We start from the raw sequence: 24564 nt of genomic DNA on the forward strand, positions 1-24564 counted from the left end.
ATCGCAATTCATGTGTCTGGTCCTGAGTGGTAAAGGAGTTTTATGATGGAGGCATACCAGCCAACGGCTTATCGGTTCGATGATATTCCGATTTTACCCAGCGGCGGGCATCCAAAGTTGGATAAGGTATTTGAGCGGCTCTCTTGGGGGCATTATCAAACGCCAGTCGTACCTAATGCGGTGGAAGTGCAACTTGCCTATGCAAGTCTTTTCAGTAACGAAAATGACGCTGAGGATGGATTTCCTTGGAATGAAGAAAGTTTTTCTATAGGTAAAGGGTTTTTAAATGGTTTTCAGTCTTTGTTGTATATGATTCATATATGCGCTGTTCTTTTGTTTTATCTCGCTTTATTTCCCCTTTTTTTTAGCATTATTTTTTATTTTGTTGATGAATTGAGGTTGTCCGCGCTGTATACTATTGCTCAAAGTTTCACTATTATGTAGGTGGTTATAGCGGCGCTATACGTCCTAGGGAAGTATGGAAGGCTATTGTTGGCTCAAGTTTCCGAAAAAGCGCAAAGAGCAAATCCAACAGGTCTCTATCGTCGCGAAGGGTTGGTCCGCATAAAAAACCGGAAAGAGGTTTTTACCGCACCCTTTATCGAGTTCGATGCCTATTGTGTCCATTCCCCTTCCGGCCGTGGTAGTCGCTATTACAATCTTGTCCTCCAGCATCGCTACAGCGAGGAACAGCTTTGGATGAAAGGACTGCTAACCAATGCGATGAATCCGCAAGATGTCTACGCCTACTGGGACATGGTCCAGCAGTTCATGGACGTGAGTCACCCTCTGCCGGACGTGCCGGTTTTTGAGCCCTTCCGTCATCGCGATCCAGTAACCGCCGAAGAGGACGCCCGTACCGGGCGTGATCCATTCCATTGGCGCAAAATCACGCCGGAATCCTGGCGGGAGCATTACGAATCAAAATATCGAGCGCGACTACTCAACGCAAATTGGAATCGCCCCTGCATTATGGATGCTCGTATTGAAGGCAGGGGGATACCCGCCAATGAACCGCCCCGCGGTAGTATCCTGGCCTGATCAATGATGGACGATCTGGATGTTGAACAGCGGCAGTTGCGGCCTGTTTCTCTACGACTTTGGGGGGAGCATTCAATTTCAAAGATGATGGAGGATCAGGGGGTTGACTGATCCTGAGAAGAGTGAACATAGCGGGGCTTCATACTCGGAAACGGCCTATCGCTCCGATGCCTTGCCGCGCCAGGCCCCGCTGAGTGATCCGGGTGGTTTTGCTCGCACCCTGGAAGGGCTGAATTTTGTCGAGCGGCTGCCTACTGGCAGTTACGCTGGTTTAGACGGGGACGTTAGCCCAGACGTTGTGAAGCATTTTCAGGATCGGGCACAAGGTGAAATGAACTTGGCTGGCCCTCCCTGGGATCATAAAGGGAAGCCGGCCAATCTCATTAAGACGCGCTGGGAAATTATACTAATGTTTGCCGGTACTCTTGGAGATAGGTTCGTTTTCGGTTTTTTTTCGTTCGCTTGTTTAGGCAGTTTTCTTATAGGCATATGCGTTGCTGATTTTTTTATTACATTGAAACTTATTTCAATATTGTTTTTTGGTTTGGTAATTCTTCATATTACTTTTCGTTATCCCTTCATGTGGCTCTTGGAGCGCTATCCAGAGATCATGGTTCGCGATCTCGGTTGCGGTTTTTTCCGTACGACGGGAAAAATCAAATTCCGCACCTACTGGGGTAAGGAAACCTTCGAGGCCCCCTTCATCGAGTTCGATCCTTATATCGCCTATCACGTCCAACCGAATGGCCCGGTGAGCTATAAGCTGGTTCTTCGACACCGTTATCGGGGGCGTCAGACGGAGGTGGCTACCGTTCCGCAGGGACGAAAGACCGAGCTCTATGCCGTCTGGGACCAGTTGCAGCGCTACATGGACGTGAGCCAGCCCCTGCCGGATATCCCGGCCCTGGAAGCCTACCGGTCCCTCGACCCCACAACCGCGGCCTATGATGCCGCCGGTAAGCGGGGTCGACCTGCGGATTATTGGGTCACACTGGACCTGGACTGGTGGAAACGGGAAGGGTATCCCGAGCACATGACAAAGATCGCTGAATTCCCGTGGGACAGTCTCGAAGACAAGATGGAACAGAGTGTGCCAAACCTGCGCGAAGCGGCCATGGTTTAAACACTGACATCACCGCAAATAGCGTTACTCAATGACGTCCCATGGACGGGACGCTAAGTCGCAAGCAAACCCTTAATTCACCACAAGGACCGTGAAATGCCAACCCCGCTGTACCAGCGCTGGCTGCCAATTCTGTTTGGCCTCGCCCTGCTGTTCCCCGCGTCTGAACTCCACGCCGAAAAAACGCAACTCACCCTGGCCCAGGTCTACGAAAAGGGCGATGCCCTCAAAGGCTACTGGGTTAGCGAAAAGCTGGACGGTGTGCGGGCCTATTGGGACGGCGAACACCTGATTTCCCGCCAGGGCCATGCGTTTCATCCGCCGACCTGGTTTACCCGGGATTTTGGCGGTGTTCCGGCCAGCGTCCTGGTCGATAACCAGAATGCCGCGGTGGTTCGACACGACCGGGATGGCAAGATCGTCTTCAACGCCGGCTTCCTGGAACTGGCCAACCATTAAGGCTTCGCCGCCCGGGCCTGCCGGCCCAGGACCAAGGGCAAGACCGAGCGCATGGTGAGCTACGTGAAGCACCACTTCTTCCAGCGCTATCGCAGCTTCGACAGCTACGCGCACCTGAACCAGTTACTGGAACAGTGGTTGAGCAGCTATGCCCGTCAGCGGAGATTACGCCAGTTCCAGCAATCTGCGGCTCAGCGCTTCGAGGAAGAGCTCCACCAACTCAGCCCTCGTCCGGCAACGGACGTCGATACCCGCTATTACGACATCCGCCATGTGGGCTGGGATGCCTACATCGATGTGCGGGGCAAACGTTACAGCGTACCGGCCGAGTGTTGTGGTCAACGGGTCAACATCCTCATGAGCCTGGACGGTGAACTCACCGTCTACGACCTCCGGGGCCAGGAAGTCGCCCGTCACCGGATGACCGATCGCAGGCAAGGCTGGCAAACCGTCGCTGAACACCACGAGCCGCTGTGGCAAGAGGTGATGCCCGTGCAGCGCCGAAGCCTGGCGGTGTATGAGGAGGTGCTGCAATGAACCTGGACCAACTCCTAGGCCGGCTCAAAATGGACCATCCGCAAGCCTCCCTGGATACCCTGTGCGAACACGCCAGCAAGAAGGACCTGAACTACCGGGAGTTCCTGGAACAGGCCCTGGCCCAGGAATGGGGTGGCCGCCACCAGAAAGGCCTGGACACGCGCCTCAAGCAGGCCCGGCTGCCCTGGATCAAAACCCTGGAGCAGTTTGACTTCAGCTTCCAGCCGAGCATTGACCGCAAGCTGGTGCGGGAACTCTCCGGCCTGGGGTTCGTGGAGCGCAACGAGAGTGTGATCCTGCTGGGGCCACCGGGTGTGGGCAAAACCCACCTGGCCGTCGCCCTAGGCGTAAAGGCTGCTGAAGCGGGCCATCGCGTCCTGTTCATGACCCTGGATCGCCTGGTGAGCACACTGGTCAAAGCCCGGCAGGAAAACCGGCTGGACCGACAGCTTCAACAACTGATCTACCCAAAGGTGCTGGTGCTTGACGAGATCGGTTACCTGCCCATGACCCGGGAGGAGGTCAGCCTGTTCTTCCGTCTGATCAACCGGCGCTATGAGCGAGCCAGCACCATCCTGACCTCGAACAAGAGCTTTATGGACTGGGGTGAGGTGTTGGGACCAGGTCATTGCCACCGCCATTCTGGATCGGCTGTTGCACCACTCAACGACTCTGAACATCAAGGGCGAGAGCTACCGGCTAAAGGACAAACGGAAGGCCGGCCTTGTTCCCGGTACGAGCCAACAACAGGAGGTCTCTGACGACGCTGAGCCTCAAAAACCGGACACTGAAAACTGATGAAAACCGGACAATCTAGACTGATAAAAAGCGGTCAAACTTCGCTGTTGTTGACACTACTGGGATGAACAGTCCAGGCCATCGAACACGGAGCTGCTGGAGGACAGCAGAACCATCGCATCCCCGGACGATGGCGGGAAAGTTCGTAAATATTTTGAAGCGGAGCTGGATGCATTCTATTACATGCTGTTTTCGCCCATAGTGCGAATAACCGAACACATGCCCAGGTATTGGGATACGACCCGGCAGGGGGAGCTTAAGGTCCTGTCGGAGTTCACGAGCTTTGCAGTGTACTTTCCGGGATACAGTGAAGGGACATGTGTCGTTTCTATAAAACTGTTCGAGGCGAATACCCACTGGTTCTCAGATGACGATTCAAATGAAATTAGCCACTTGTTCGATGACCGAAAGAGACAAGAGTCCGCTTCCCATGGTCTGCTTTACCGGTTTACTCACTACAATCACAACAAGTGGGAACAACTGGAAATGCTGATTGAATACGAGAAGGATGGCCGGAAGGTTACCGGTGAAAACGGGCTCAGAATTATTCTGGACGGTAACGACGTGGAGGAACTGGGTGTCGATGAAAGACTCGCCTTTGAGGTGTGATTTTCCGGAAACGGACCTGGAGCAACAGCTGGAAAAGAAGCGGTACCGTACTCATGGTGCACGGCTCGCCAGCCCCCCAGCCAGAAAGGTGGCGGGAGTGTCCGATTCTTCGGAAGATATGGACCAAGGCGTTGCTTTCATTAGTGAAGGGTTCATGGACATTAGGACTGCCTTCTTGTCTCTTCGAAGGGCCATACCAGCCATCATAAATCTGTTCATGATCATTGTCCTGCTGTTGGGCTGGGTCGTTAGCTTGTTCTTTTCAAAGGCTTTACTCGGAGTATTGATTGCTTTTGGTCCTGTCTGGGTGGCCGTCTACCTGTTCGAGATCTTCTTTCCGTACACGCTGCCGGTCCGGATCGACCTTAAGGAGGGGGTCGTCTACATAGGGCACCGCGGCACCTTCTACAGGATTCCCTGGGACGAGCTGGAAGTGACCTTTTCCTACAACTGGCAGTATCTGGGCTCTGGCGTAGTGTGGGAGCGGCAGTACTACGCCCACATATTCATGCGGGAAAAGCATTACTTTTGTGGGAAGCGCCCTAAGATGCCTCTGCAGCGCAAGAAGGTTTTTTCCGGGTTTAAGGAGGAGGATATGTATCGGAAATGGAACTTTATTGTCAGGTATTACAACGACGGGGTTGTTGAAAAAGACATCGATCATCTCGCCGGGATGAATTTTGACTCGCTTCGTAAGGATCTAGCTTCCAGTTCAATAGGAAAACGCATAGTCGAGTATTCTCTTCTCATTCTGCTTATTCCGACCATAATATGGTCGAAGTATACACCCTTAAAATACAAGTGGCCGAAAGAGATTGAAGAGATTTTTGGGAAGATTAACTATTACTGATCCAGTAATCGAGGTTTTCCTGACACTGCGTTCTGCCCTATTGAACTGACGACTGAGTTAGAAGGATGGCCGGAAAGTCACGGGTGAAGACGGGCTCCGTATCATCCTGGTCGGTAACGATGTGGAGGAACTGGGTGTCGATGAAAGACTCGCCTTTGAAGTGTGATTTTCCGGAAACAGATCTGGAACAACAGTTGGAAAAGAAGCTGTACCGCACTCATGATGCGCGACTCGCCAGCCCGCCAGCCAGGAAAGTGGCAGGGGTGTCGGCTTCCTCGGAAGGAATGGAGTATGGTGTCGCCTACATCAACCAACGGTTCATGGACATCCGCACGGCTTTCTTGATCTTTAGGCGATTCCAATTGGCTATTGTAAATCTGTTCATGATGATTGTCTTGACATTGGGCGGGGGGCTTAGCCTGTTTTTTTCAAAGGCACCGTTGGCAGTCTTGGTTACTTTTGGGCCTGTCTGGGCGGCCATCTACCTGTTCGAAATTTTCTTCCCGCTCACGCTGCCCGTGCGGATCGACCGCCAGGAAGGGGTTGTGTACGTAGGGCACCGGGGGACTTTTTACCGGATTCCCTGGGACGAACTGGAAGTGACCTTTTCCTACAACTGGCAGTATCTCGGCTCCGGGGTTGTATGGGAGCGGCAGTACTATGCCCATCTGTTTATGCGGGAGAAGCATTACTTTTGCGGGAAGTCCCCCAAGATGCCCTTGCAGCGTAAAAAAATCTCTTCCGGGTTTAAGGAAAAGGATATGTATCGGAAATGGAATTTTATTGTCAGGTATTATAACGAAGGAATGGTTGAGGAGGACGCTGACAATCTTGTTATGGCTAATTACGATACATACCGTAAATACATAACCCAAAAATCATTGGGGAGGCGTATTTTTAGTTACTTGTTGTTTCTTGTATTTATGCCAACCATGATTTGGTGGAAATTTACCCCTTTCAAGTACAAGTGGCCGAAAGAGGTTGAGGAGGTTTTTGGGAAGGCTAACAATTACTGATTCCGGGTTGAAAATTTCCTGTCACCGCGCTCTACCCCATTGGACTGCGGATCGAGTATGAGAAGCATGGCCGGAAAGTCACGGGTGAAGACAGGCTCCGAATTATTCTGGACGGCAACGATGTGGAGGAACTGGGTGTCGATGAAAGACTCGCCTTTGAGGTGTGATTTTCCGGAAACGGACCTGGAGCAACAGCTGGTAAAGAAGCGGTACCTCACCCATGGTGCGCGGCTTGCCAGTCCGCCGGCTCGGAAAGTGGCGGGGGTGTCCGATTCCTCGAAAGAGATGGACTATGGAGTCGCCTGCATCAGCGAGAGGTTTATGGATATCCGTACCACCTTCTTGTCTTTTAGAAGATCCATTCCAGTGATTGTGAGTATGTTCATGATTATTGCCTTGGCGGTAGGCTGGGTTGTTAGTCTGCTCTATTCAAAGGCACTGCTTGGGGTGCTGCTCGCCTTCAGCCCAGTCTGGGTAGCCGCCTATCTGTTTGAGTTTCTGTTTCCGTACACTCTGCCGGTCCGGATCGACCGGCAGGAGGGATTTGTTTACGTGGGGCACCGGGGTACCTTCTACCGGATTCCTTGGGACGAGCTGGAAGTGACTTTTTCTTATAATTGGCAGTATCTGGGCTCAGGTGTTGTGTGGGAGCGGCAATATTACTCCCACCTATTCATGCGGGAAAAGCATTACTTCTGCGGGAAGCCTCCCAAGATGCCCTTGCAACGCAAGAAAATTTCTTCCGGGTTTAAGGAAGGAGATATGTATCGAAAATGGAATTTTATTGTCAGATATTACAACGAAGGAGTTGTTGAAGAGGATGAAGAGAATCTCTATGGAGCAAATTTCGACTCTTACAATCAGCATGTGAAGGGCCAAACGGGACGACGTGTTTTCGGTAATGTACTCTTCTTATTATTTATGCCGAGTATCGTATGGTCTAAATATAGTCCGTTTAAATATAGATGGCCGAAGGAAATTGAAAATATATTTGGAGAGTTTGATTATTACTGATTTAGTAATCGAAGTTTTCTTAACATTGCGCTCTGCCCTAGTGAACTGACGGCCGAGTGAGAAGGATAACCGGAAAGTCACGTTTGAAAACGGGCTCCGAATTATTCTGGATTGAAACGATGTAGAGGAACCGAGTGTCGATGAGCGATTTACCTTTGAGTTGTGATTTTCCAAAAACTGAATTGGAACAGCAACTCGATATCCGTCGGTTTCGCACTTTCGGTGCCAGGCTTGCGAGTCCGCCAGCTCGAAAAGTGGATGGCATATCTGATTCCTCGGAAGATATGGACCATGCTGTTGCCTATGCGGATGAACGATTCATGGATGTCCGGCCCGCTTTCTTAACTCTGAGGAGGGGGCTGCTCCCACTGATTAACTTATTCATGATTTTTGTTCTTTTTGTGATGTGGATGGTCGGTCAATTTTATTACGGAGTCTTCATGGCCACTGTAGCTTTGGTGGTGCCTCTATGGGTTGCGTTTTTTGTATACGAGATTTTTTTTCCACTGACATTACCCATCCGTATTGATCGAAAAGAGGCGTTCGTATACGTAGGATATCGGGGAACTTTTTATCGTATTCCGTGGGAAAAGTTAGAGGTTACTTTTTCATATAGTCTTCAGTACTTTGGTTCTTGTGTTATGTGGGATCGGCAATATTATTCTCATTTGTATCTAAGAAGTGATTTTTATTTTTGCGGTAAGAAACCAAAGAGAAAACTGCAAAGATTGAGGTTTTCTTCATACTTTAAAGAAGACCATCTATATAGAAAGTGGAATTTTATAGTCAGATATTTTGATGAAGGTTTGGTGAGAGAGGACCGAGAAAATCTGGTTGCTGCCAACTACGATTCTTATGTTAAAAGTATGCGCAATAAATCATTGTTTATGTTTGTTGTTGATTATGTGAGTGTGCTTTTCTTGGTCCCCACTATTATTTGGGGTAAATTTTCACCGTTTAAATTTAAATGGCCCGAAAAAATTGAAGCCGTATTTGGGAAAAATAATTATTACTAAGTTTGTTAGCAACAGAATGAGAAATATTTTGCGCGATAGACCGGCTATCTGCTCCTGATTTCGGTGCTTGAGTATCTAACCGTTGTAATCAAATCTTCCGACATCCTCCCAAGGACGGGAATCCGACACACAAGCAAACCCTTAATTCACCACAAGGACCGTGAAATGCCCACCCCGCTGTACCAGCGCTGGCTGCCAATTCTGTTTGGCCTTGCCCTGCTGTTCCCCGCGTCTGAACTCCACGCCGAAAAACCACAACTTACCCTGGCCCAGGTCTACGAAAAGGGCGATGCCCTCAAAGGCTACTGGGTCAGCAAAAAGCTCGACGGTGTGCGGGCCTACTGGGACGGTGAGCACCTGATTTCGCGTCAGGGCCATGCGTTTCATCCGCCGACCTGGTTTACCCGGGATTTTCCGGAGGTACCTCTGGATGGCGAGCCGTGGATGGGACGCGGGACCTTTTCCGAGCTGTCTGGCGTAGTGCGCAAGCTGGACCCGGTGGACAGCGCCGAGCACATGACAAAGATCGCTGAATTCCCGTGGGACAGTCTCGAAGACAAGATGGAGCAGAGTGTGCCAAACCTGCGCGAAGCGGCCATGGTTCAAACACTGACATCACCGCAGAAAGGTAGACCCCTTAGGTCTCAGGCAGACCCAGAGCTGAAAAGAAAAGCCGGTTCGGAGGCACGCGAACAAACTTGTATACCTATGCGTGGAGCGTAAGGGCTCAGATTCATGTTCAGGACGAGGGGCGTGATGTGGTGTTCCCGGCACCGCCACCAGACGATCCGTTGACATATGATAAGGCGGATCCAGAGCATACAACGCCGGATTTTTCGGAAACGGGTAAAGATTTCTGGTTCGATGAAAAGGTGGTTCAACGTGGGTAGTGTTTTCGAGAAGCAGAACCAAGCCGCTGTTCATTACGCGGAAACAGCATACCGGCCAGAGTGCATACCAGAGCAACCTTCACAGCGGGAGGATTATAACCAATCAGCTTTGGGGCGCGTCGGCACTGCACGTTTGCCATGGGGATACACCGAAACAGTTATCCCTTTGACCATTTTTTCTCAAGCTTCACCGGGTTTACTTCGTCGACATGAAAAACATGGAGATCCGTTAGAAGGGACTGGTTACCAGGGAAAAATGGATCATGAATGCTTTCGATATGCGCCTTTGGCCAAGCGATTTCAGATATTAAATTTAACTGAAATCATTTCCAGATTTATTATTATTATTTTTGGTCCTCTAATGATTTTGGGTTTTATTATAGGATCATTTCTTACATCCAAAAGTGATTACTGGCATAGTCTAATATACGATGACTGGCGCTCAAATGCTTTAATGTTTGGAGTTCCAATTGGAGTTTGGGTTAGTTCTTGGGTTTTAGGTAAGCTGTGTTTAGGCTGGTTTTTGAAGGCAGGAAAAGGCCCTCTATGGGAGCTGAAACGCCGCACCGGCATGGTCACCGTGTGGTCCTACCCTCCAAAATTTCCATTTATTCCCCGTGGCAAGCCTGAGGTTTTTAAAGCCCCCTTTGTGGAATTTGACGCCTGGGTCAGTACCCGTGGTGACCGGGCCGGGATTCTGAACCGTCTCCATTTGTTCCATCGTTACAGCAAGTGTGAAGCAGGTGTGGGGGCTGTCGGTGGAGCGACCAGTATGCCTGAGCCCTGCTACGCCCTTTGGGACTTCGTCCAGAACTACATGGACGTGACCCAGCCCTTGCCCGATATCCCGATCTGGGAAGCCTGCCGCCACCTGGACCCGGTCACGGCCGAGCACGACCGGCAAACCAACCGCCCGGAACGCTATTGGCGCGATATGGACGACGACACGTTCAAGGCCTGCGAGCGCGAGATGCACTATCGAGTCCACGCACTGCGCACCCTGAGCCGGCCGAACATCATGGCTGAGAAGACGGTTTACGCGAGCTACTAGCTGGGGAGTCGTCGTTGTATAGTCGGAACGTTCATCAAGGAAATGGAACAAACAACCACAGGGATTGAGAGGTGGTTTCCCCATTGCGTAGTCTAAGTTCGCTGCCGATCCTCTGCGATTGGGGCATGATCGCTGGCCTCCAGTGGAAGCTCCATCGGGACGCTCCACGTTCGGGCCAGCCTGTGCCTTCCAACCTGTCCCTCAAGTTCAAGCGACCAGCGAAATTCAAACATGTCGTTGGGAGGGAGGTCGGCAGGGACGTCAAAGCTGAAGAAGAATGCCTGCTTGCTCTGGTCGTTCTGGAGGCGGGTGCTGTAATCGGCACGCCAGTACTCGACATAATCCGTTCTTGAGCCAGAGGTGGTGTTGCGTTTGACGCCCTCGTAACAGATGAGCTTGAGTTTGATCGGCTGGTTCTTTGGGAGATCCCTCACGAATGCAATGCGACCAGAAAGTTTCTTTCCAATGACGGGGGCGGCTTCCAGTCTAAGTCGGGTAGCGCCGAACCGGTGCAAGCCCAGGCTGTTTCTGAGCGATTTCACAAGGAAAATAGAGCCGATAAAGGTGCCGAACCAAAGGTTGGGGTTTGTATATTCGCCCATCGAGAAGACATAGACGATCCCGGGCAATAACAGCAGTAGCAGCGAAACGACGTAGTTGAAATCGGAAGACCTTGTCTGGGAGCTGAGCTCTCCTTCCCCCTGATAGAGGCTGTTGCCGTTCTCGTCTGGATCAAGTCGCTGCTTCAGGAACGGTATTGGAATACTCCAAGAGTAAGATACAGAGCGATCAATGCGTCCACCAGGGGCGCCGTGGGAAACCATTCGGTAGCCGCTGGGCGCGTCTGCACCGTTTGTGTGGTCTGGTGAGTCATCGTTCTGAGCTGATTCTGGCATCATTCCTTACCTTCGCTGGCAAGCTTGTATACACGAGCTATGAGGCTGTTTTAACTGAAAATTGAAGCGATTTCCTGATTTGAAAACCAGAGTGCGAAACGTTATAGCCACTGCAAAGGTCTTTCTTGCACCCAGGTTCGAGACGGCTACGACGGTTTCGTGGTTTCTGCTTCCGCCCCGGAGGGATCTTCGGTTTGAGGCGCTGTATCAGTCAGGGGGATACGATGTAGGATGAGGCCGCCATCGGGGCGCATCTCGCCGGCGAGGATGGCATCCGTTGCCGTATTCCCGTCTTCATCGCAGAGCACATAGTGCTCTTTGATGTGGTTTTCCACTTTTGATGGGCCGTCGGCACCGATGTGAGAGCTTATGAAGACAATCAGGAAGCCGACGGAGGTGATCGGGCCTGGATACAGAAGAATGAACTGGGAAAAGGTCGGTCCGGAATAGCTGACCCGTACCGAATCAGGACCGAGGAGTAGCGTCAGGCCGCCGATGGCGAGAACAATGTAGCCGATGGCCGCGATGACCGCTGAGGCGCTCTTCTGACTTTGATACGTCTTGACGACGTCGACCCGGTCTATTTCGTAGGGGCAGTCTGACGGTGTCAGCTGTTTGGAGGAGTAAGACATACGCAATCCTTGGCAGAGAAATCTTGGCGGCCCTTCCTGGGCGCATCTAGAGCGCGACAGTTTAGCGCTTGATGTATCGTCATGGAAGTCAGTTTAATGCCGCATTGACTTATGGCGGGTCGATCAATAAATTGCCACCTGATTTCCAGATTGAACAGGGACGTTCATGACACCTTCCAAGAATGAGCATTCAACGCTTGTTTCGACGTCGCGTCGGCAAAAAAGAGCCAGCCAACTCGCTCTGGTTTTGATGGGGGCGACGCCTTTTGTCATTTTCAATTGGGATCCGCTTTATTCAGAGTTCCGTGTATTACGCAGTGTAGCTGATTGCAGTGAACAAACGGATCTGAAGCCTGACGTGTGCCAGGCTTTGTGGGCAGAGGCACGAAGCCGGCATAAGGCCGTATCTCCTCAATACAAGAAGATGGAAGCATGCGAGTCCGACTTTGGACACTTTGTCGATCGGAAGAGTTGCGACGGGAGTTGGTGCCCTGCAGACAGCTTTTCCGGATGTGAGTGGGACGGAGAGGGCGTGGCGCACCCAGAAATGGCTGGCCTGCTGGTCGATACCGCGGTTCTGAAGCGTTTGGCTGATGGGGAAACACTGACCCTGGCCCAAGTGAGTGAGGATGACTTGCAGCCGGTGTACGGGATGTCCGACGAGGCACTGGAGTCGTCGTCGGATTCCGGTAATGGTCATTATTATTCCTCATACGGCTGGCACTTCTTTACGGCAGGCGGCGGCTATGTGGGGCGGTCGAATGTTAAGGGGGCCTTGCGCCGGTCCACGTCAATGGTCGCCGGGCGCACAACGCCTCTTTCCGGGTTGTCGGCGCAGCGGGGCGGCTTTGGGGCAACAGCGCGAACCTACATGGCCAGGGCCACGGGATAATGGGGTGTCTCTTTGATCGATTGACCGCGTTGATGTCATCCGGCGACATGTTGGTTGAAAGCGGCGGTATGGCGGGTATGTATGCGTTTCGCAAGGCCTTCTCTGAACTTCCGTTGCCCCCTGTCGCTCAAGGTATTGCCAAGCTTCGCTGGCAGCGCTACGAAGATAAAGAGCGAGCACCGATCACAACGCTTTTGCTGGAACATTTCTCGAACCCCAGTGGCCACCACGCTATCGTTGCACTGCCCGCTGGGGCGCCGGAACGGCAATATCTCGATGAAACACTCCTGAAGGACGCGTCCATGGAGGTTCGCTTTGTCAGACTCAAATGAAGGAGGCAGCCTCATGGATGGGAAGGCATCCGGTTCGGGGTCGAAGGCGCGGTCGGCACGCCAGGTTCCGCCCGACAATTTGATCATCGTCGATCAGCGTCCGGTCGAGATAAAGGCGGAAGATCAACGGGCAAACGTCCGGGATATTGCGAAAGAGCAAGCGAAAAAGATGGCGTACTTTGCCCATGCGCCGGAAACTGGCGAATATTGGTACCTGGGAAAGTGCTTCGCAAGCTACTATTGGATACTGCTGGCCTGTCCCATCATTGCCTCGATGATCATCGCGTTCAATTACCTGTTGTGGGCCTCCATACTGCCTGTCGGTAACCTGTTGTTGTCCCTCGCCGTCATGGCCGTCATCTGGTTCGGGCTCGTTCTATGGACCCGATGGACAGGTATCTACGCCCATGTCTATAGGTTTAATGTCAGGGAGCGAACACTCTGGCACCTCAACTCCAGTACGTATTCTGCCTTGCCTAGCCAGGAAGAGGTGGGAGCCATGACGGGAACCGAAATCAACGACGACGTGACCGCCAACTCCCTTGATCATCATTCATCGATTGGCACGGCGGTGCTGTCCGTCATGACGGAAGAGGATCTGGCTGCGAAGGCTTCGCGGTGGAAACCAAGAACGTTAAAGCAGCAGTTTACAGATCTTTTTGGCGACGGCGGCGGTTGGTGGGCTATTGGCTTCCTTCAGCTTTTTCTTTTGCCGGGCCTGTTCGCAACGGGTCAATTCGTGGGGTATTTGCTCGCCAACCTGTCCCTGCTGGTGGGTTGGGGCCTCTCACGCCTGGTGGCTTACTGGTTGGAAACCGGGTTGGCGTCGGCGCTTTCCCGGCTTCCGGAAACCGAAGGGGTCACCCGATAATACAGTGTGGCACAAAGCGTGAACTGTCGCGGGTAATGGCTGTATCGTCCTCGCGGATGCTCATACCAACGGCGTCCCTGCCAACGAGCCAGCTTCCAATCAGCGTAAAATGGCCGGCAAACTGTGTGGGTGGGTGCCACGCTTGAAAAATGTGCGGTCCCGAATCGTAGGGGCCCTCGACGGAAGTCTCCACGCCCTGGGGTGTTTCCACCTGTATGTTGGCACCTTCCCGGGAAAAGAAGGGCTTTCTCACCCATCGTGTTGCTTGCTGGCGGGTGCCCATCTCGTCTGTGGTGAACCAGGCGGGCAGGAGATTCGGATGCCCGCGATGGCGCTCCCATAACAAGGGAAGGATGCCTTTATTGGAGAGAATCGCTTTCCAGGGCGGCTCTATGAACTGGGTGCCCGCCGTGGCGATCGATGTCGCGAATGCCTCTTCCCAGATCCATTCCCAAGGGTACAGCTTGAACAGCTGATCGATCGGTTTGTCCTCCAAGTCAACGAAGCGTCCGGCACCGGACAGGCCGATATCGTCCATATAGAGCTCCACCGGCGAAAGCCCGGCCTGGGTCGCCAAATCGGCCAGGTACGAAATGGTTCCCCGGTCTTCGTCATGTCCGCGTGTGCAGGCAATGTGCAAGGGCTTTCCCGCGACTCCAAGATAAGCTAACCGCTCAATCAGGGCTTCCTGCAGGCTGTTGAATTGATCCGCTTCAGGTGGCAACTGCCCCAGGGATTTACACTCTTCCAGCCAGATCCACTGGAAAAAGCCGGTTTCATAAAGCGATGTTGGCGTGTCGGCGTTGTATTCGTAGAGCTTGGCTGGATTAACGCCGTCATAGGCCAGGTCGATCCGGCCGTAGAGACTGGGTTCGCCATCGCGCCAGCTGGTTCGGATCAGATCCCAGTGGGCTTCCGGCAGGGCAAGCTTTCTCATGAGCCTATCGCTTTTGACGACCTCATCGACCAGTTCCAGGCACATGCCATGAATCTCGGCGGTTGGGTCTTCGATATCCCGTTCAATCTGCTGCAGGGTGAAGCGGTAGCAGGCGGATTCGTCCCAATAGGGTTCGCCGTCTATCGTATGGAAATGGAATCCGAGCTCCTTGGCCCGTGAACACCAATTATGGCGAGGTTGCATCCTGTTGCGTTGCACGATGTTCCTTTCCTGGAGGGCTTCAACGAGGTTGTCCGATCCGGTAATGCCGGACGATTGCAAAACTTTACCGGTTCTGCGGCTGAACTGAAATACGGACGACACGGACTGTATAAAATGGACGCGTCTCGATAGACTATCCGCCTTCAATGGCAGGGTTCCAGGCTTCTTCAGGGAGAGGATGCATGATGAACGACAGCAGGCGGCTCTGGGCATACGCTCGGAATCACCTATGCCGCTCTGGCTTACCCGTCTTCCGGTTTTTCCATACCCAGTTGTTCGCCTGTCCTATGATGTTTGAATCCAGATGTTTGGAAATCAATGCTCGTCGGGCTCCGGTGCCCGGCCCGTTCAGTTCAGGTGAGGTGGTATGTCATTCTTCATCCAGCGACCTATGAGTCTCGCTGTTAATCCGTTTGCCGCGGCATTCCTTGCCATTCTCATTCCAACGGGCCTGTCTGCCCAAGAGCAGGACCCCTGCAAGGTCACCAATGGAGGCGCCATGGCCGGCGCTATGTGTGTGAGCAAGAAAATCGAAGTGGCGGACAGGGAGCTCAATCGAACTTACCAGGCGGCGTTGAAGCGAATAAGGGCCGAAGAGGCGTTCGAGCAGGCACACGTTTCCGGCGTGGAATACGAAGAGCCATTTCGTGCGGCCCAGCGAGCCTGGCTTAAATTCAAGGACGCCGAATGCGAATTTCGCGGGGGTATAACGACCTCGTCCCCCTGGCAAACCGTGCAGATCGAGCAATGTAAGCTCGAGATGATCCTTGAGCGAATCGAATACTTCAAAACCGTGTTCGTTGGTTGAGCTGATCTGTGGGCGCCGGTTGTTGGGAGGGCACACGGACCGGCGACGGGTGTTCAATGGAACAGGAAAGGCCGGTCGCCGTGGGCCAGTCTCTCCCGAGCTAGATGCTCAGCGATTCTGCGCGCTTCTCGCTTCTAGAAGGTGACTCCTTTGTCCAGCAGCCAGCGAACGACTCGCTCATTATTTTGAGACAAGGCGCGATCAAGGTAAGGCGATCGGGAAAATCCGGGCCATTCTTTATGGTTCTCGAGGTAATGGGTGATGGCCCGGTTTTCACCCACATAGGCCGACTTGATCAAGTTCCTGTCCACCCATGTATAGTCCAACGAGGCGCCCGCATCCAGAAGTCGTTCTAAAACGCGGACTCCGGCATAAGTTGCCGCAGTCAGGATGGTATGGGCTTTCATGTGTGCACTGACGCCACTCGGGTCAGCACCGGCATTGAGTAGTACATCCACCATATCCTCGTCGTTGTTTTTGACTGCCATGTACAGAGGACTTGAATGATCCTCATCATAAACATCTACCCAGGCGCCTTGTGCCAACAACGCACGTGCCATGGTGGCGTCGCCACTCATGACAGCCACCATCAGGGGAGTGCGGCCTTTGGCGTTTCTGGGATTAATATCGAGCAGATGTCCCTGGAGTGATTTGAAGCGGTCTGTATTGCCTGATGACACCGCAATAAACAATGCTCGGTTGCTGACCCGGGCATCATGGTCGAGCAGGAACCGCAGTGCTGGATCGTTATCGGATAGGATCGCAGCCTCCACCGCGCTCATTTGAGTGTTTTCATCGGTGGCATTGATCTTTTCAGGCGTGGTATCCGTTGGCAGGCTTCCCTCCAGGACCCCAGCAACGACGGGGTTGACGATCTTGCCACTCTTCAGGAGCAGCTGCGCCAATGCTTTTCTGACGGCAAACGGCGTCGACGCTGCGTCGTTTTCGAGAGCGAGATCTGCCGGTGTCTTGCCATCGTTGTTGGTCGTATCCAGGTCTGTGCCTGCATCGAGCAGTAGTTGGATCAGCGTGCCATCCGTGTTGGCTTTGATGGCTCTGTGCAGGAGGGTGTCTCCCAAAAGCCCACGATCGTTGATGTCCAGGTCGTCGATCACCCCTGCCAGCCAGAGGGCCGGTGCGTCAGCTGCAATGCCCTCGATGTGCTCCTCCAGGTAGTCATCACGATCCCACCAGCCGATCGAGTCAATCAACCGATCGGCCAGGGCCGTGTCGCCATTGCGTAGGGCCACAGAAACGGGTTCCACGCCATTGAATAGATCATCGTCTACCTTGACCTCCACATCGGCCTCGAGCAGCGTGCGCATGGCTTTCAGGTTGTTGTACTGATCGGCGATGGATAGGAGTCCCTGATTCATATAGCCCTTGTTGAGGTCCAGGTTCTGCCCGATCAGGGTCTCTAAACGGGATTGGTCGTGGGTGGCGAGGGCAGCAACGAGCATACCCATGACGGGGTCCTGATTCAGGTTTCTCTGGCTAACCGCCTGGCGATGCTCTGAAAGATAGGCTTTCACGCCGTCCAGCCTGTACAGCTCGCTTAGCAGGCCCGCCCGTATCGGGGGGTGTATGCCCCGCTGAATCAAAGCCAGTGCATTGTTGTCATTGGTGTGAAGCGCAATGTCGAGAGCGGTTTTTCCTGACGCATCTTTTGCGTCTGTGTTTGCGCCCATGTCGATCACTTTGTCGAGCAGCTGCGGTGTTCCATAGGCTGCGGCGAGATGAATGATCTGCCGTCCCCGACTGTCCGCCTTTTTTATGATCGCAGGTACCACGAGTTTAGAGGCGATCTCGGCATCACCCGCACGAAGCGCAATATGAGCCGCCGTCTCGCCATTGTTGTTTGTCAGGGTCGGATCTGCACCGGCCTTGAGCAGCGCACCAACAACCGGGTCTTTCTGATGCTTGGCAGCGAGCATCAACGCGGTATTGCCAAGCTCATCGGTGGAATCCAGCGAAACAGGATCACCGATGAATGACTGAACTTGATTGAGGTCGCCTTGGGCGGCTGCCGCTCGAAATCGCATAGCGCCTGACTTGGTCTCACTGTCCCTTTTAAGGGACGGTTGCGTTCCGTTGTTATCAGCCGATGTCCCCGATGCCGAGGCAAGAACATCGTGTATAAACTGGAAATCCTCTCTTTCCGAGATGAGTAGAGGTGAGCGGTCCGCCGAATGGCCGATTCTGGAGGGCGACGCTCCATGCTTTAACAGCAGCCGGACCGTGCGAATATCGGCATGTTCCACCGCAGTCGACAGGGGGCTCTCATAATCCCGGGGACCGCCTTCCGGGAGGGCTCCGTTCTCAAGTAGGATCCTGGCAACCTCGGAATCCCCCTTTTCGACAGCCTTGGCAAGCAGGCTGTAACCGCCCGGGGCCAGGGGGGCGCCGGCCTCGATCATTGTTTTCAGAAGATCTGGATTAGAATGAGTGATCGCTAGGGCGGGAGCCGAGCAGAGGGGGGTGTTCACGTTGGCTCCCAATTCAAGAAGATCCACAGCCAGAGACGTATTACCTGCAAAAAGGGCTGCACACAGTAGCGGATCTTTCTTTGCTCCGTAGGATTTCGCCAAGTCCAGCGTTGTCTGGTTCCAGGCTGGCATTTCCGCAGCGGCCTTCAGAACAGCGGCATGTCGTGATGCGATTTCCTTGCCGGGCCAAACCTGCTTGGCCAGTTCAACGTTGCCTTCCTGCGCGGCCTCTTCAAAGGGAGTGGTTCCGTATTCGCCGGTTTCGGAAACGGATAGACCCTGCTGGATGGCCCACTCGCCAGCCTCTTGGTTGCCGGCATCCGCGGCGTACTTAAAAAATTTGGATAAGGGAACACCTTGGGCGTGAAGCCAATCCAATAACTTTAGGTGATGGCTGTTGACGGCCGCACGAGCAACCTCGGACGGATCGAAGTAGCCGCGCTGAATGGCTGCCCTGACGATGTCGGGCTGTCCTGCATCAAGCAGCCAGACGGCTTTATCGTAGGTTCTGAACTGCCATGACTGTTGCGGGTTGGCGCGAGCCAACAGAAGGGCATTTGCATCGTGTTGACCGTGGTGAAAGCCGTTGGCCAGGACTGTGCCATCTATTTCGGCGCCGGCATCCAGCAGGGCTTTTACAGTCTGAGCGTCGTTACCTCGAGCGGCCAGCCTTAGTGGTGTCCACCACTCCTGGCAGGAACGAGTCGCGGCTTCGTCTACGTTGAGCGAGAGCAGCTTTATGACGGCTTGGGTCTGTTTACCAATGAGCGCCCAGTGCAGCGCATTACAGTTCTTCGTCTGCAAATTGGTGCGCAACGCCTCATTCGTCAGCGGGGACAGGTTCCCCGTATAGGCGAGCCAGTTTGTCAAGCCGAGCACGGGCGGGGGCGTCCAGTTGCCTTGGGCCTTCCAGTACTCGACCAGTTTGATCTGGTGTAGCAGCTTGTCTTTGGCTGACAGAAATGCTGTGCCCTCAGTTCCATGATCAAGGGGGTTGGCGCCGAGTGTCAGCAGTAACTCGGTGGTGGCCGGTTCGGCATAATTGATTGCAATCTGCAAGACGCTGTGGGTAGCCGATGGCGGCCTGGCATTGAGGTTCATTCCCTGTGCCTGGAACCACCGGATGGCATCGGTCCTGTTCGAGGCGACGGCATGGAAAAGAGGCGACCAGCCTGTTCCATCGAACTCGTTCAGGGCGACCCCTTCTTCGGATAACAACTCAAGGACGTCAATGTGACCTGAGTCGACGGCTGCGGAGACCAGCCGACTGGCATCGGCGCCGACTTTGGGTAGAGGCAGTCCCTCATGAACCAAAGCCTTCAGGCCCTCGACGTCACCATTGCGTGCGAGCGTGAATAAGGCCGTTTCCGCCGAGGCGGGCGCACCCTGCAGAAGCAGGGATAGCAGCAGAGCCTGTCGTAACAGGGCGTTGCTCTTGGCGGCGAGTTTCTGTCCGATCGAAGAAAAAGAGGGGCAGTTACTTGGTCCCATAGAAACAGACTATCCTTGTCAAATTGAGCCGTCTTTTCGGTTACCGGGAATGTGTCCCCATTGCGCGGGCGTGATGCCGACCTGGCTGTCCATTCGTGATGGCGTCGTCCGTTCAAAACCATGGCCGTGCTGTCAGGGACAGCAACCTCGGATCGCGATCAGGTGTTGGGGAATTTACCCGAAGATCCTGAGCCCGGGAAGACGGGTTAATCCCCATGATCCGGAAGGAAGGTTTTGGCAAACGTGCCCAATTCTTTGGAAACTCTCTCGCGAATCGCCGCGCGGTCTTCCGGAGACAGGTCGTACCTTTCTGCCAAAGCGACGAAATCGTCTTCATGCAGCGTAACGGTCAGGCGGGGTCTGGCGCGTTTTTTGCGGTAGGACAGGCCAAGCACCTTGCGAACCATGTCCGACGGGTTGAGGTCCTGCATGACGGCAGCAACCCTGAAGGCCCGCTGGATATCGCTGGAAAGGTCAAAGGCCATTTGGACAGCCCTGACGGCTTTATATTCACGCGACCAGTCGGATTGCTTCTTCATCTTGACTCCGAAGGGAAAGCACCGGCTGCAGAGGCAGCCGGATAGAAGTAGAGCGATAACAGGTTATTGAGATTGCTTCAGACGTGCCAGCACGTTGTCGACAGCTTCGTTGCCGCCATCGATCCCGGCGGCCTGCAGTTTTTCGTCCAGATCTTCGCCAGTCATTTCTTTTTCCAGCTGACTCCGGGCGGATTGCCGGTCTTCCTCGCGGGCCTGCCTCTCACGAATGCGTTCAAGCGTTTCCTTGGCGGTGCTGAGGGAGGATTGGTTGCTGTTGATGTTGGTATCGATTTGGGCCGTTGTCCGAAGCACCCGCTCATTGGTCTTAACGACCTGCAGCTCTCGCCGATATTCGCCCAATTGCTTTTCAGCTCGCTTAACGCGTTCTTTCAAACCGTTGATGCGCTCTCTAAGCAGGCTGTGGGCTTTAGTGAGTTCTTGCTTGCGCTGCTCGTGGCCGACGATACGTTCGGCCACTTCCCGTGCAAGTGCCTCCTGGCCGGCTGAGAGGGCCTTGCGGGCGTCTTCTTCCCGTCTTTCGGAGTTGGTCTGTTCCGTATCGATCTGACGTGACAGGGAGGCGGCTTCAGCCATCAGGGCGGCGAGTTCCTGTTTTGCCTGCTTGAGCTCGTGCTCACCGTCTCGCAGTTCCTGCTCCAGGATGCGGCTACCCTGGCTGTCCACAACAGCCTCGCCCACTTCGTTGACGCTTCCGCGAACGGCGGTCAGCAATTTCTTGAGTACGGCTTTCATGTCATCGTCCCCTGATCAGTCCAGAAAGTCTTCAAATGTCTGTAACAGGTCAATTGCATTGTCGGCGAGGGTGACCAACTCCTGCATCACCTCGGCTTCACTCGAGGTTGGTGTCAGCGCGCCGTAAACGACGTAGTGCTGGTCGACCTTGCCGAGAGAGCTGAGGGGCATGGGCACGCTCAGTCGCAGCATGTTCTCGTGCAGGTCGGCCAGCTGGCCACTGCGAATTTCACGCTCTTCGAAGAGGTAGACAAGGCACAGTATCTGGGTGTCGGTGATTGTGAGGTAGACAGGTGTCTCTTCAGCACCGGAAACGACAATTTGCAGCACGGGCTCTTCCCCGGCAACGAGCATGACGTTGAAAGTCCGCCCCGCATGGGAGGCTTCGCCCAGGGCAAGAATGAGGGATTGGGTGTCCACATTAAGCTCCTTTTTCCGTGGCTCGTACAACTGCGGCTCCGGCTGAAGCATGCCAAATCGCGGTTGTAACTGAATGACATAAAATGTCACAAAGCTGAGTCTATACCTTAAAATTAATTTCTTGCAATAAAATATTTTGTTGCGGTATAACGTCTCCACCGTGACAGATTATGTCGTGTTTGTGTGTCGCGACCGCTTCAGGAAGGAGCGAAGCTGTCGTCGCCAGAGCCAGGGACGCCAAGAAAACATGGAAGCCTTTCTTTCAATCACTTTTTCCTTCCCGACTGCGATTTTTACTGTTCTTCTGATTGTGGCGGTCGCCTACTGGCTTATTTCGATGGTGGGGTTGCTCGATATCGATACGGTCGACGCGGATGTTGATGGTTCGGTCGACCTGGGGGGGCTGATGGTTACTCTGGGACTTCAGGGCGTCCCCCTGCCACTTGTTCTGACCGTGTTGTTTCTCGTCTGCTGGTTGTTTACCTATTTCTGTGACCTGTTCCTCGGGCCGGTCGTTGGTGATGGTTGGCCGCACATCCTGTTCGGTGTGATCGTCATTTCTATTGCCCTGGTGATCAGCCTCCTGATTACGGCCGTGCTCGTCCGCCCCCTGCGACCTCTGTTTCGACGGGCTTATCGCCGCCCACAGCAAAAGCAGCTGGTTGGAGCACCCTGCGTGGTCCTGGCCTTCAATTCGAAAAAGGGGCGAGGGCGTGCTGAAGTCGTTCGTGATGGCGCCCACCTCATTCTTCAGATTCGAAGCGATGCTCGATTCGGTCGTCGCGAACGTGCGGTTCTGGTGGAATACCTGCCTGACCAGCAAGCCTACTGGGTGGTCCCAGAGGTTGATTTTCAAACCGGCGACGCCGGTTAACTTGCCCAGCAACTCAGGAGAGAATCGTGGATATGGACTTGTCTTGGATCATGCCGGTGCTGGTATCTGCCGGGATACTGGTGGTCGTGCTACTGGCGATTTTGACGCTGTTCAAGGCGTTCTATCGAAAGGTGGATCAGGGAGAGGCGCTAATCGTCAACGACCTGTCCGCCACACCGAAGGTGTACTTTACCGGCGCGATGGTGCTGCCAGTCATCCACCGCTCGGAAACCATGAAAATTTCCGTGATTACGTTGGAGCTGAACCGGACCGGCAATGAAGGCCTGATTTGTAAGGACAACCTGCGAGCGGACATCACCGTTGCCTTCTACCTGCGGGTGAATGAGACAGCGGAAGATGTCCTCCGGGTTGCCAAATCGGTGGGAGTGGGGCGCGCCTCGGACCGTACGGCAGTCAATGAGCTGTTCAACGCGAAGTTCAGCGAAGCATTAAAAACCGTCGGTAAGAAGATGGAATTCATGCAGCTCTTTGAGGAGCGGCAGCGGTTTCGGGATGCCATCGTCGAGACCATTGGCGAGGATCTTAACGGCTATATCCTGGAAGACGTGGCCATCGACTACCTGGAGCAAACGCCGAAGAGCGCGCTGGATCCGAACAATATCCTGGATTCCGAAGGCATTCGCCGGATCACCGAAATTACGGCGATGCATAATGTGGAAACCAATCGCTTGGAGCGGGATCAGCAGCTTGAGATCCAGCGGAAGAATGTATCGGCCCGGGAAGCGTCGCTGGAACTGGAGCGTACCCAGGCGGATGCCGAGGCTCGCCAGCAGCGCGAGATTGAAACCCTGAAAGCCCGTGAGGCTTCCGAGACGGAGCAGGTGCGTCAACAGGAGCGTGCTAAAGCTGAGGCCGCACGGATCAAAACCGACGAAGAAGTCGAGATTGCCGAAGAGAACAAGCGTCGCCAGACCGAAATGGCCGTCAAGGCGCGTGAGCGTGCGGTGCAGATTGAAGAGGTCCGTATCCAGCAGGCGCGTGAACTGGAGGACGTGAACCGCGAACGCGCGGTGGAAATCGAGCGCATCGGTATGGAGAAATCGCTGGAGGAAGAGCGTAAGGAGATTGCGGTCATTACCAGCGAACGCATTGCGGTTGAGCGCGGTGTGGCTGAGGAAGAAGAGAACATCAAGGATGTTCGTAACCGTTCCGAGGCTGAGCGCCTGAAAGTGCAGAGCGTGATTGCGGCGGAAGCGGATGCCGAAGAGAACAAGCTCAAAGAGGTCAAAGCTGCAGAAGCCGCCTATGAGCGGGCTAAGCTGGAAGCTGACGAAGTCGTGATACGCGCTCAGTCGGATCTGGATTCGGCGGAGAAGAAAGCCGCTGCGGACGAGAAGTCGGCCCGTGGTCGGCAGGCACTGGCAGCCGCCGACGGTCTTGCCCAGGCTCAGGTCATGGAGGCCCGTGCGACAGCTCAGCGGGCTGAAGGCTTGGCCCAGGCGGAAGTCAAAACCGCGACCGCCAAGGCTGACGAAGAGGCTGGCATGGCCGAGGTCCGCGTACTGGATCATCGCCTGGATACTGAAGCCCAAGGCGAAGAGAAGATGGGGCTGGCCAAGGCCCAGGCGCGCGAAGCCATGGCCCGCGCCGAGGCCAATGGTCTGGTTGAGAAGCTCAAGGCCTACGACAACATGTCCGAAGAGGCTCGCCACTTCGAGCAGTTCCGCATGAACCTCGAGGTCCACGAAAAAGAAACCATGGCCACGATCGAAGCGCAGCGCATCGGCATGCTGGAGAATGGCAAGGTGATGTCGGCGGCCCTGAAGGACGCCAAGTTCGAGATGATCGGTGGCGATGGCGACATCTTCGAGAAATTCGCCAAGGGCCTGGGCTATGGCAAGACCGTACAAGGGGTTCTGGACAAGTCACCGGCACTACAGGCCGCTCTGGCGGGAATTTCCGACCGTGCCCTGAACGGCAAGTCGAATTCCACCGAAAACGCCTGATCCACGCCTCGGACCCGTGTGCCGGCCTGTCTGACCGGCC

At 54.1% G+C, this 24564-nt stretch carries 25 protein-coding genes and 1 pseudogene; 19 read left to right on the top strand and 7 right to left on the bottom strand.

All coding sequences use genetic code 11. From position 1 onward, the window contains the following. The first annotated feature begins 42 nt into the window (after positions 1-42). The 13 genes and pseudogenes from JL474_RS21535 (at position 43) to JL474_RS11825 (ending at position 10404) form a co-directional block, all read left to right on the top strand. Positions 43-444, top strand: a complete 402-nt coding sequence (locus JL474_RS21535; RefSeq protein WP_236012200.1) for a hypothetical protein — start codon at positions 43-45, stop codon at positions 442-444. Between the two features lie 48 nt (positions 445-492). Beyond that, the gene (locus tag JL474_RS21540) at positions 493-1041 is read left to right on the top strand and encodes a hypothetical protein (RefSeq protein ID WP_236012201.1); all 549 of its coding nucleotides are present in this window, start codon (positions 493-495) and stop codon (positions 1039-1041) included. 103 nt (positions 1042-1144) lie between these two features. Then, complete coding sequence (locus JL474_RS11775; protein WP_203142201.1) at positions 1145-2164, top strand: hypothetical protein; 1020 nt, start codon at positions 1145-1147, stop codon at positions 2162-2164. A gap of 96 nt (positions 2165-2260) precedes the next feature. After that, entirely contained in the window at positions 2261-2623 is a 363-nt protein-coding gene (locus tag JL474_RS11780) for a hypothetical protein (protein WP_203142202.1), read from the top strand. A 51-nt stretch (positions 2624-2674) separates the two neighbouring features. Then, positions 2675-3160 (top strand): Mu transposase domain-containing protein, encoded by a 486-nt coding sequence (locus JL474_RS11785; protein WP_203142203.1) that lies wholly within the window; start codon positions 2675-2677, stop codon positions 3158-3160. Further along, positions 3157-3958, top strand: a pseudogene (gene istB, locus JL474_RS11790) (IS21-like element helper ATPase IstB). Before JL474_RS11785 ends, istB begins: the two are co-directional and overlap by 4 nt. Positions 3959-4141: 183 nt before the next feature. Then, on the top strand, positions 4142-4567 hold the full coding sequence (locus tag JL474_RS11795; RefSeq protein WP_236012202.1) for a hypothetical protein: 426 nt from the start codon (positions 4142-4144) through the stop codon (positions 4565-4567). After that, on the top strand, positions 4542-5417 hold the full coding sequence (locus tag JL474_RS11800) for a hypothetical protein (protein ID WP_203142204.1): 876 nt from the start codon (positions 4542-4544) through the stop codon (positions 5415-5417). Before JL474_RS11795 ends, JL474_RS11800 begins: the two co-directional genes overlap by 26 nt. A gap of 140 nt (positions 5418-5557) precedes the next feature. After that, positions 5558-6433: a hypothetical protein gene (locus JL474_RS11805; protein WP_203142205.1), complete on the top strand. Its 876-nt coding sequence runs from the start codon at positions 5558-5560 to the stop codon at positions 6431-6433. 66 nt (positions 6434-6499) lie between these two features. Continuing rightward, positions 6500-7447 (top strand): hypothetical protein, encoded by a 948-nt coding sequence (locus JL474_RS11810; RefSeq protein ID WP_236012203.1) that lies wholly within the window; start codon positions 6500-6502, stop codon positions 7445-7447. A gap of 140 nt (positions 7448-7587) precedes the next feature. Further along, positions 7588-8463 carry a hypothetical protein gene (locus JL474_RS11815; protein WP_203142206.1) on the top strand — a complete coding sequence of 292 codons (876 nt, stop codon included), beginning with the start codon at positions 7588-7590 and terminating at the stop codon, positions 8461-8463. A gap of 165 nt (positions 8464-8628) precedes the next feature. Continuing rightward, positions 8629-9186 carry a hypothetical protein gene (locus tag JL474_RS21720; protein ID WP_203142207.1) on the top strand — a complete coding sequence of 186 codons (558 nt, stop codon included), beginning with the start codon at positions 8629-8631 and terminating at the stop codon, positions 9184-9186. Positions 9187-10125: 939 nt separating this feature from the next. Beyond that, positions 10126-10404: a hypothetical protein gene (locus JL474_RS11825; protein WP_203142208.1), complete on the top strand. Its 279-nt coding sequence runs from the start codon at positions 10126-10128 to the stop codon at positions 10402-10404. A gap of 92 nt (positions 10405-10496) precedes the next feature. Here JL474_RS11825 and JL474_RS11830 read toward each other — a convergent pair whose 3' ends face one another. Beyond that, a complete protein-coding gene (locus JL474_RS11830) occupies positions 10497-11300 on the bottom strand; it encodes a hypothetical protein (RefSeq protein ID WP_203142209.1) in 804 nt (267 codons plus the stop codon). Positions 11301-11446: 146 nt separating this feature from the next. Beyond that, positions 11447-11932, bottom strand: coding sequence for a hypothetical protein (locus JL474_RS11835; protein ID WP_203142210.1), 486 nt, complete (start codon positions 11930-11932; stop codon positions 11447-11449). Positions 11933-12098: 166 nt separating this feature from the next. Between JL474_RS11835 and JL474_RS11840 the strand changes: the two genes are divergently transcribed. The 3 genes from JL474_RS11840 to JL474_RS11850 are packed head-to-tail and all read left to right on the top strand — an operon-like array spanning position 12099 to position 14027. Further along, positions 12099-12824, top strand: coding sequence for a DUF1190 domain-containing protein (locus tag JL474_RS11840; protein WP_203142211.1), 726 nt, complete (start codon positions 12099-12101; stop codon positions 12822-12824). A 20-nt stretch (positions 12825-12844) separates the two neighbouring features. Continuing rightward, on the top strand, positions 12845-13156 hold the full coding sequence (locus JL474_RS11845; RefSeq protein ID WP_203142212.1) for a hypothetical protein: 312 nt from the start codon (positions 12845-12847) through the stop codon (positions 13154-13156). 13 nt (positions 13157-13169) lie between these two features. Beyond that, a complete protein-coding gene (locus JL474_RS11850) occupies positions 13170-14027 on the top strand; it encodes a hypothetical protein (protein WP_203142213.1) in 858 nt (285 codons plus the stop codon). On the opposite strand, the gene JL474_RS11855 is transcribed toward JL474_RS11850, so the two are convergent. Further along, positions 14017-15183: a glutathionylspermidine synthase family protein gene (locus JL474_RS11855; protein WP_203142214.1), complete on the bottom strand. Its 1167-nt coding sequence runs from the start codon at positions 15181-15183 to the stop codon at positions 14017-14019. The two genes, JL474_RS11850 and JL474_RS11855, sit on opposite strands and share 11 nt — an antisense overlap. Positions 15184-15553: 370 nt before the next feature. On the opposite strand from JL474_RS11855, the gene JL474_RS11860 reads away from it, so the two are divergent. After that, positions 15554-15994 (top strand): lysozyme inhibitor LprI family protein, encoded by a 441-nt coding sequence (locus JL474_RS11860; protein WP_203142215.1) that lies wholly within the window; start codon positions 15554-15556, stop codon positions 15992-15994. Positions 15995-16128: 134 nt separating this feature from the next. Here JL474_RS11860 and JL474_RS11865 read toward each other — a convergent pair whose 3' ends face one another. The 4 genes from JL474_RS11865 to JL474_RS11880 all read right to left on the bottom strand — a co-directional run bounded on the left by JL474_RS11865 (position 16129) and on the right by JL474_RS11880 (position 21683). After that, positions 16129-19971, bottom strand: a complete 3843-nt coding sequence (locus JL474_RS11865; RefSeq protein WP_203142216.1) for an ankyrin repeat domain-containing protein — start codon at positions 19969-19971, stop codon at positions 16129-16131. Between the two features lie 206 nt (positions 19972-20177). Continuing rightward, positions 20178-20510 carry a protein kinase family protein gene (locus JL474_RS11870; protein ID WP_203142218.1) on the bottom strand — a complete coding sequence of 111 codons (333 nt, stop codon included), beginning with the start codon at positions 20508-20510 and terminating at the stop codon, positions 20178-20180. Between the two features lie 63 nt (positions 20511-20573). Beyond that, positions 20574-21263, bottom strand: coding sequence for a PspA/IM30 family protein (locus tag JL474_RS11875; RefSeq protein WP_203142219.1), 690 nt, complete (start codon positions 21261-21263; stop codon positions 20574-20576). 15 nt (positions 21264-21278) lie between these two features. Beyond that, positions 21279-21683 carry a YjfI family protein gene (locus JL474_RS11880; RefSeq protein WP_203142220.1) on the bottom strand — a complete coding sequence of 135 codons (405 nt, stop codon included), beginning with the start codon at positions 21681-21683 and terminating at the stop codon, positions 21279-21281. Between the two features lie 247 nt (positions 21684-21930). Between JL474_RS11880 and JL474_RS11885 the strand changes: the two genes are divergently transcribed. Beyond that, positions 21931-22557 (top strand): hypothetical protein, encoded by a 627-nt coding sequence (locus JL474_RS11885; RefSeq protein ID WP_203142221.1) that lies wholly within the window; start codon positions 21931-21933, stop codon positions 22555-22557. Between the two features lie 32 nt (positions 22558-22589). After that, complete coding sequence (locus JL474_RS11890; protein WP_203142222.1) at positions 22590-24524, top strand: flotillin family protein; 1935 nt, start codon at positions 22590-22592, stop codon at positions 24522-24524. Positions 24525-24564 lie beyond the last annotated feature (40 nt).

The sequence above is a fragment of the Marinobacter mangrovi genome (assembly GCF_016798325.1).
GTDB lineage: Bacteria > Pseudomonadota > Gammaproteobacteria > Pseudomonadales > Oleiphilaceae > Marinobacter_A > Marinobacter_A mangrovi.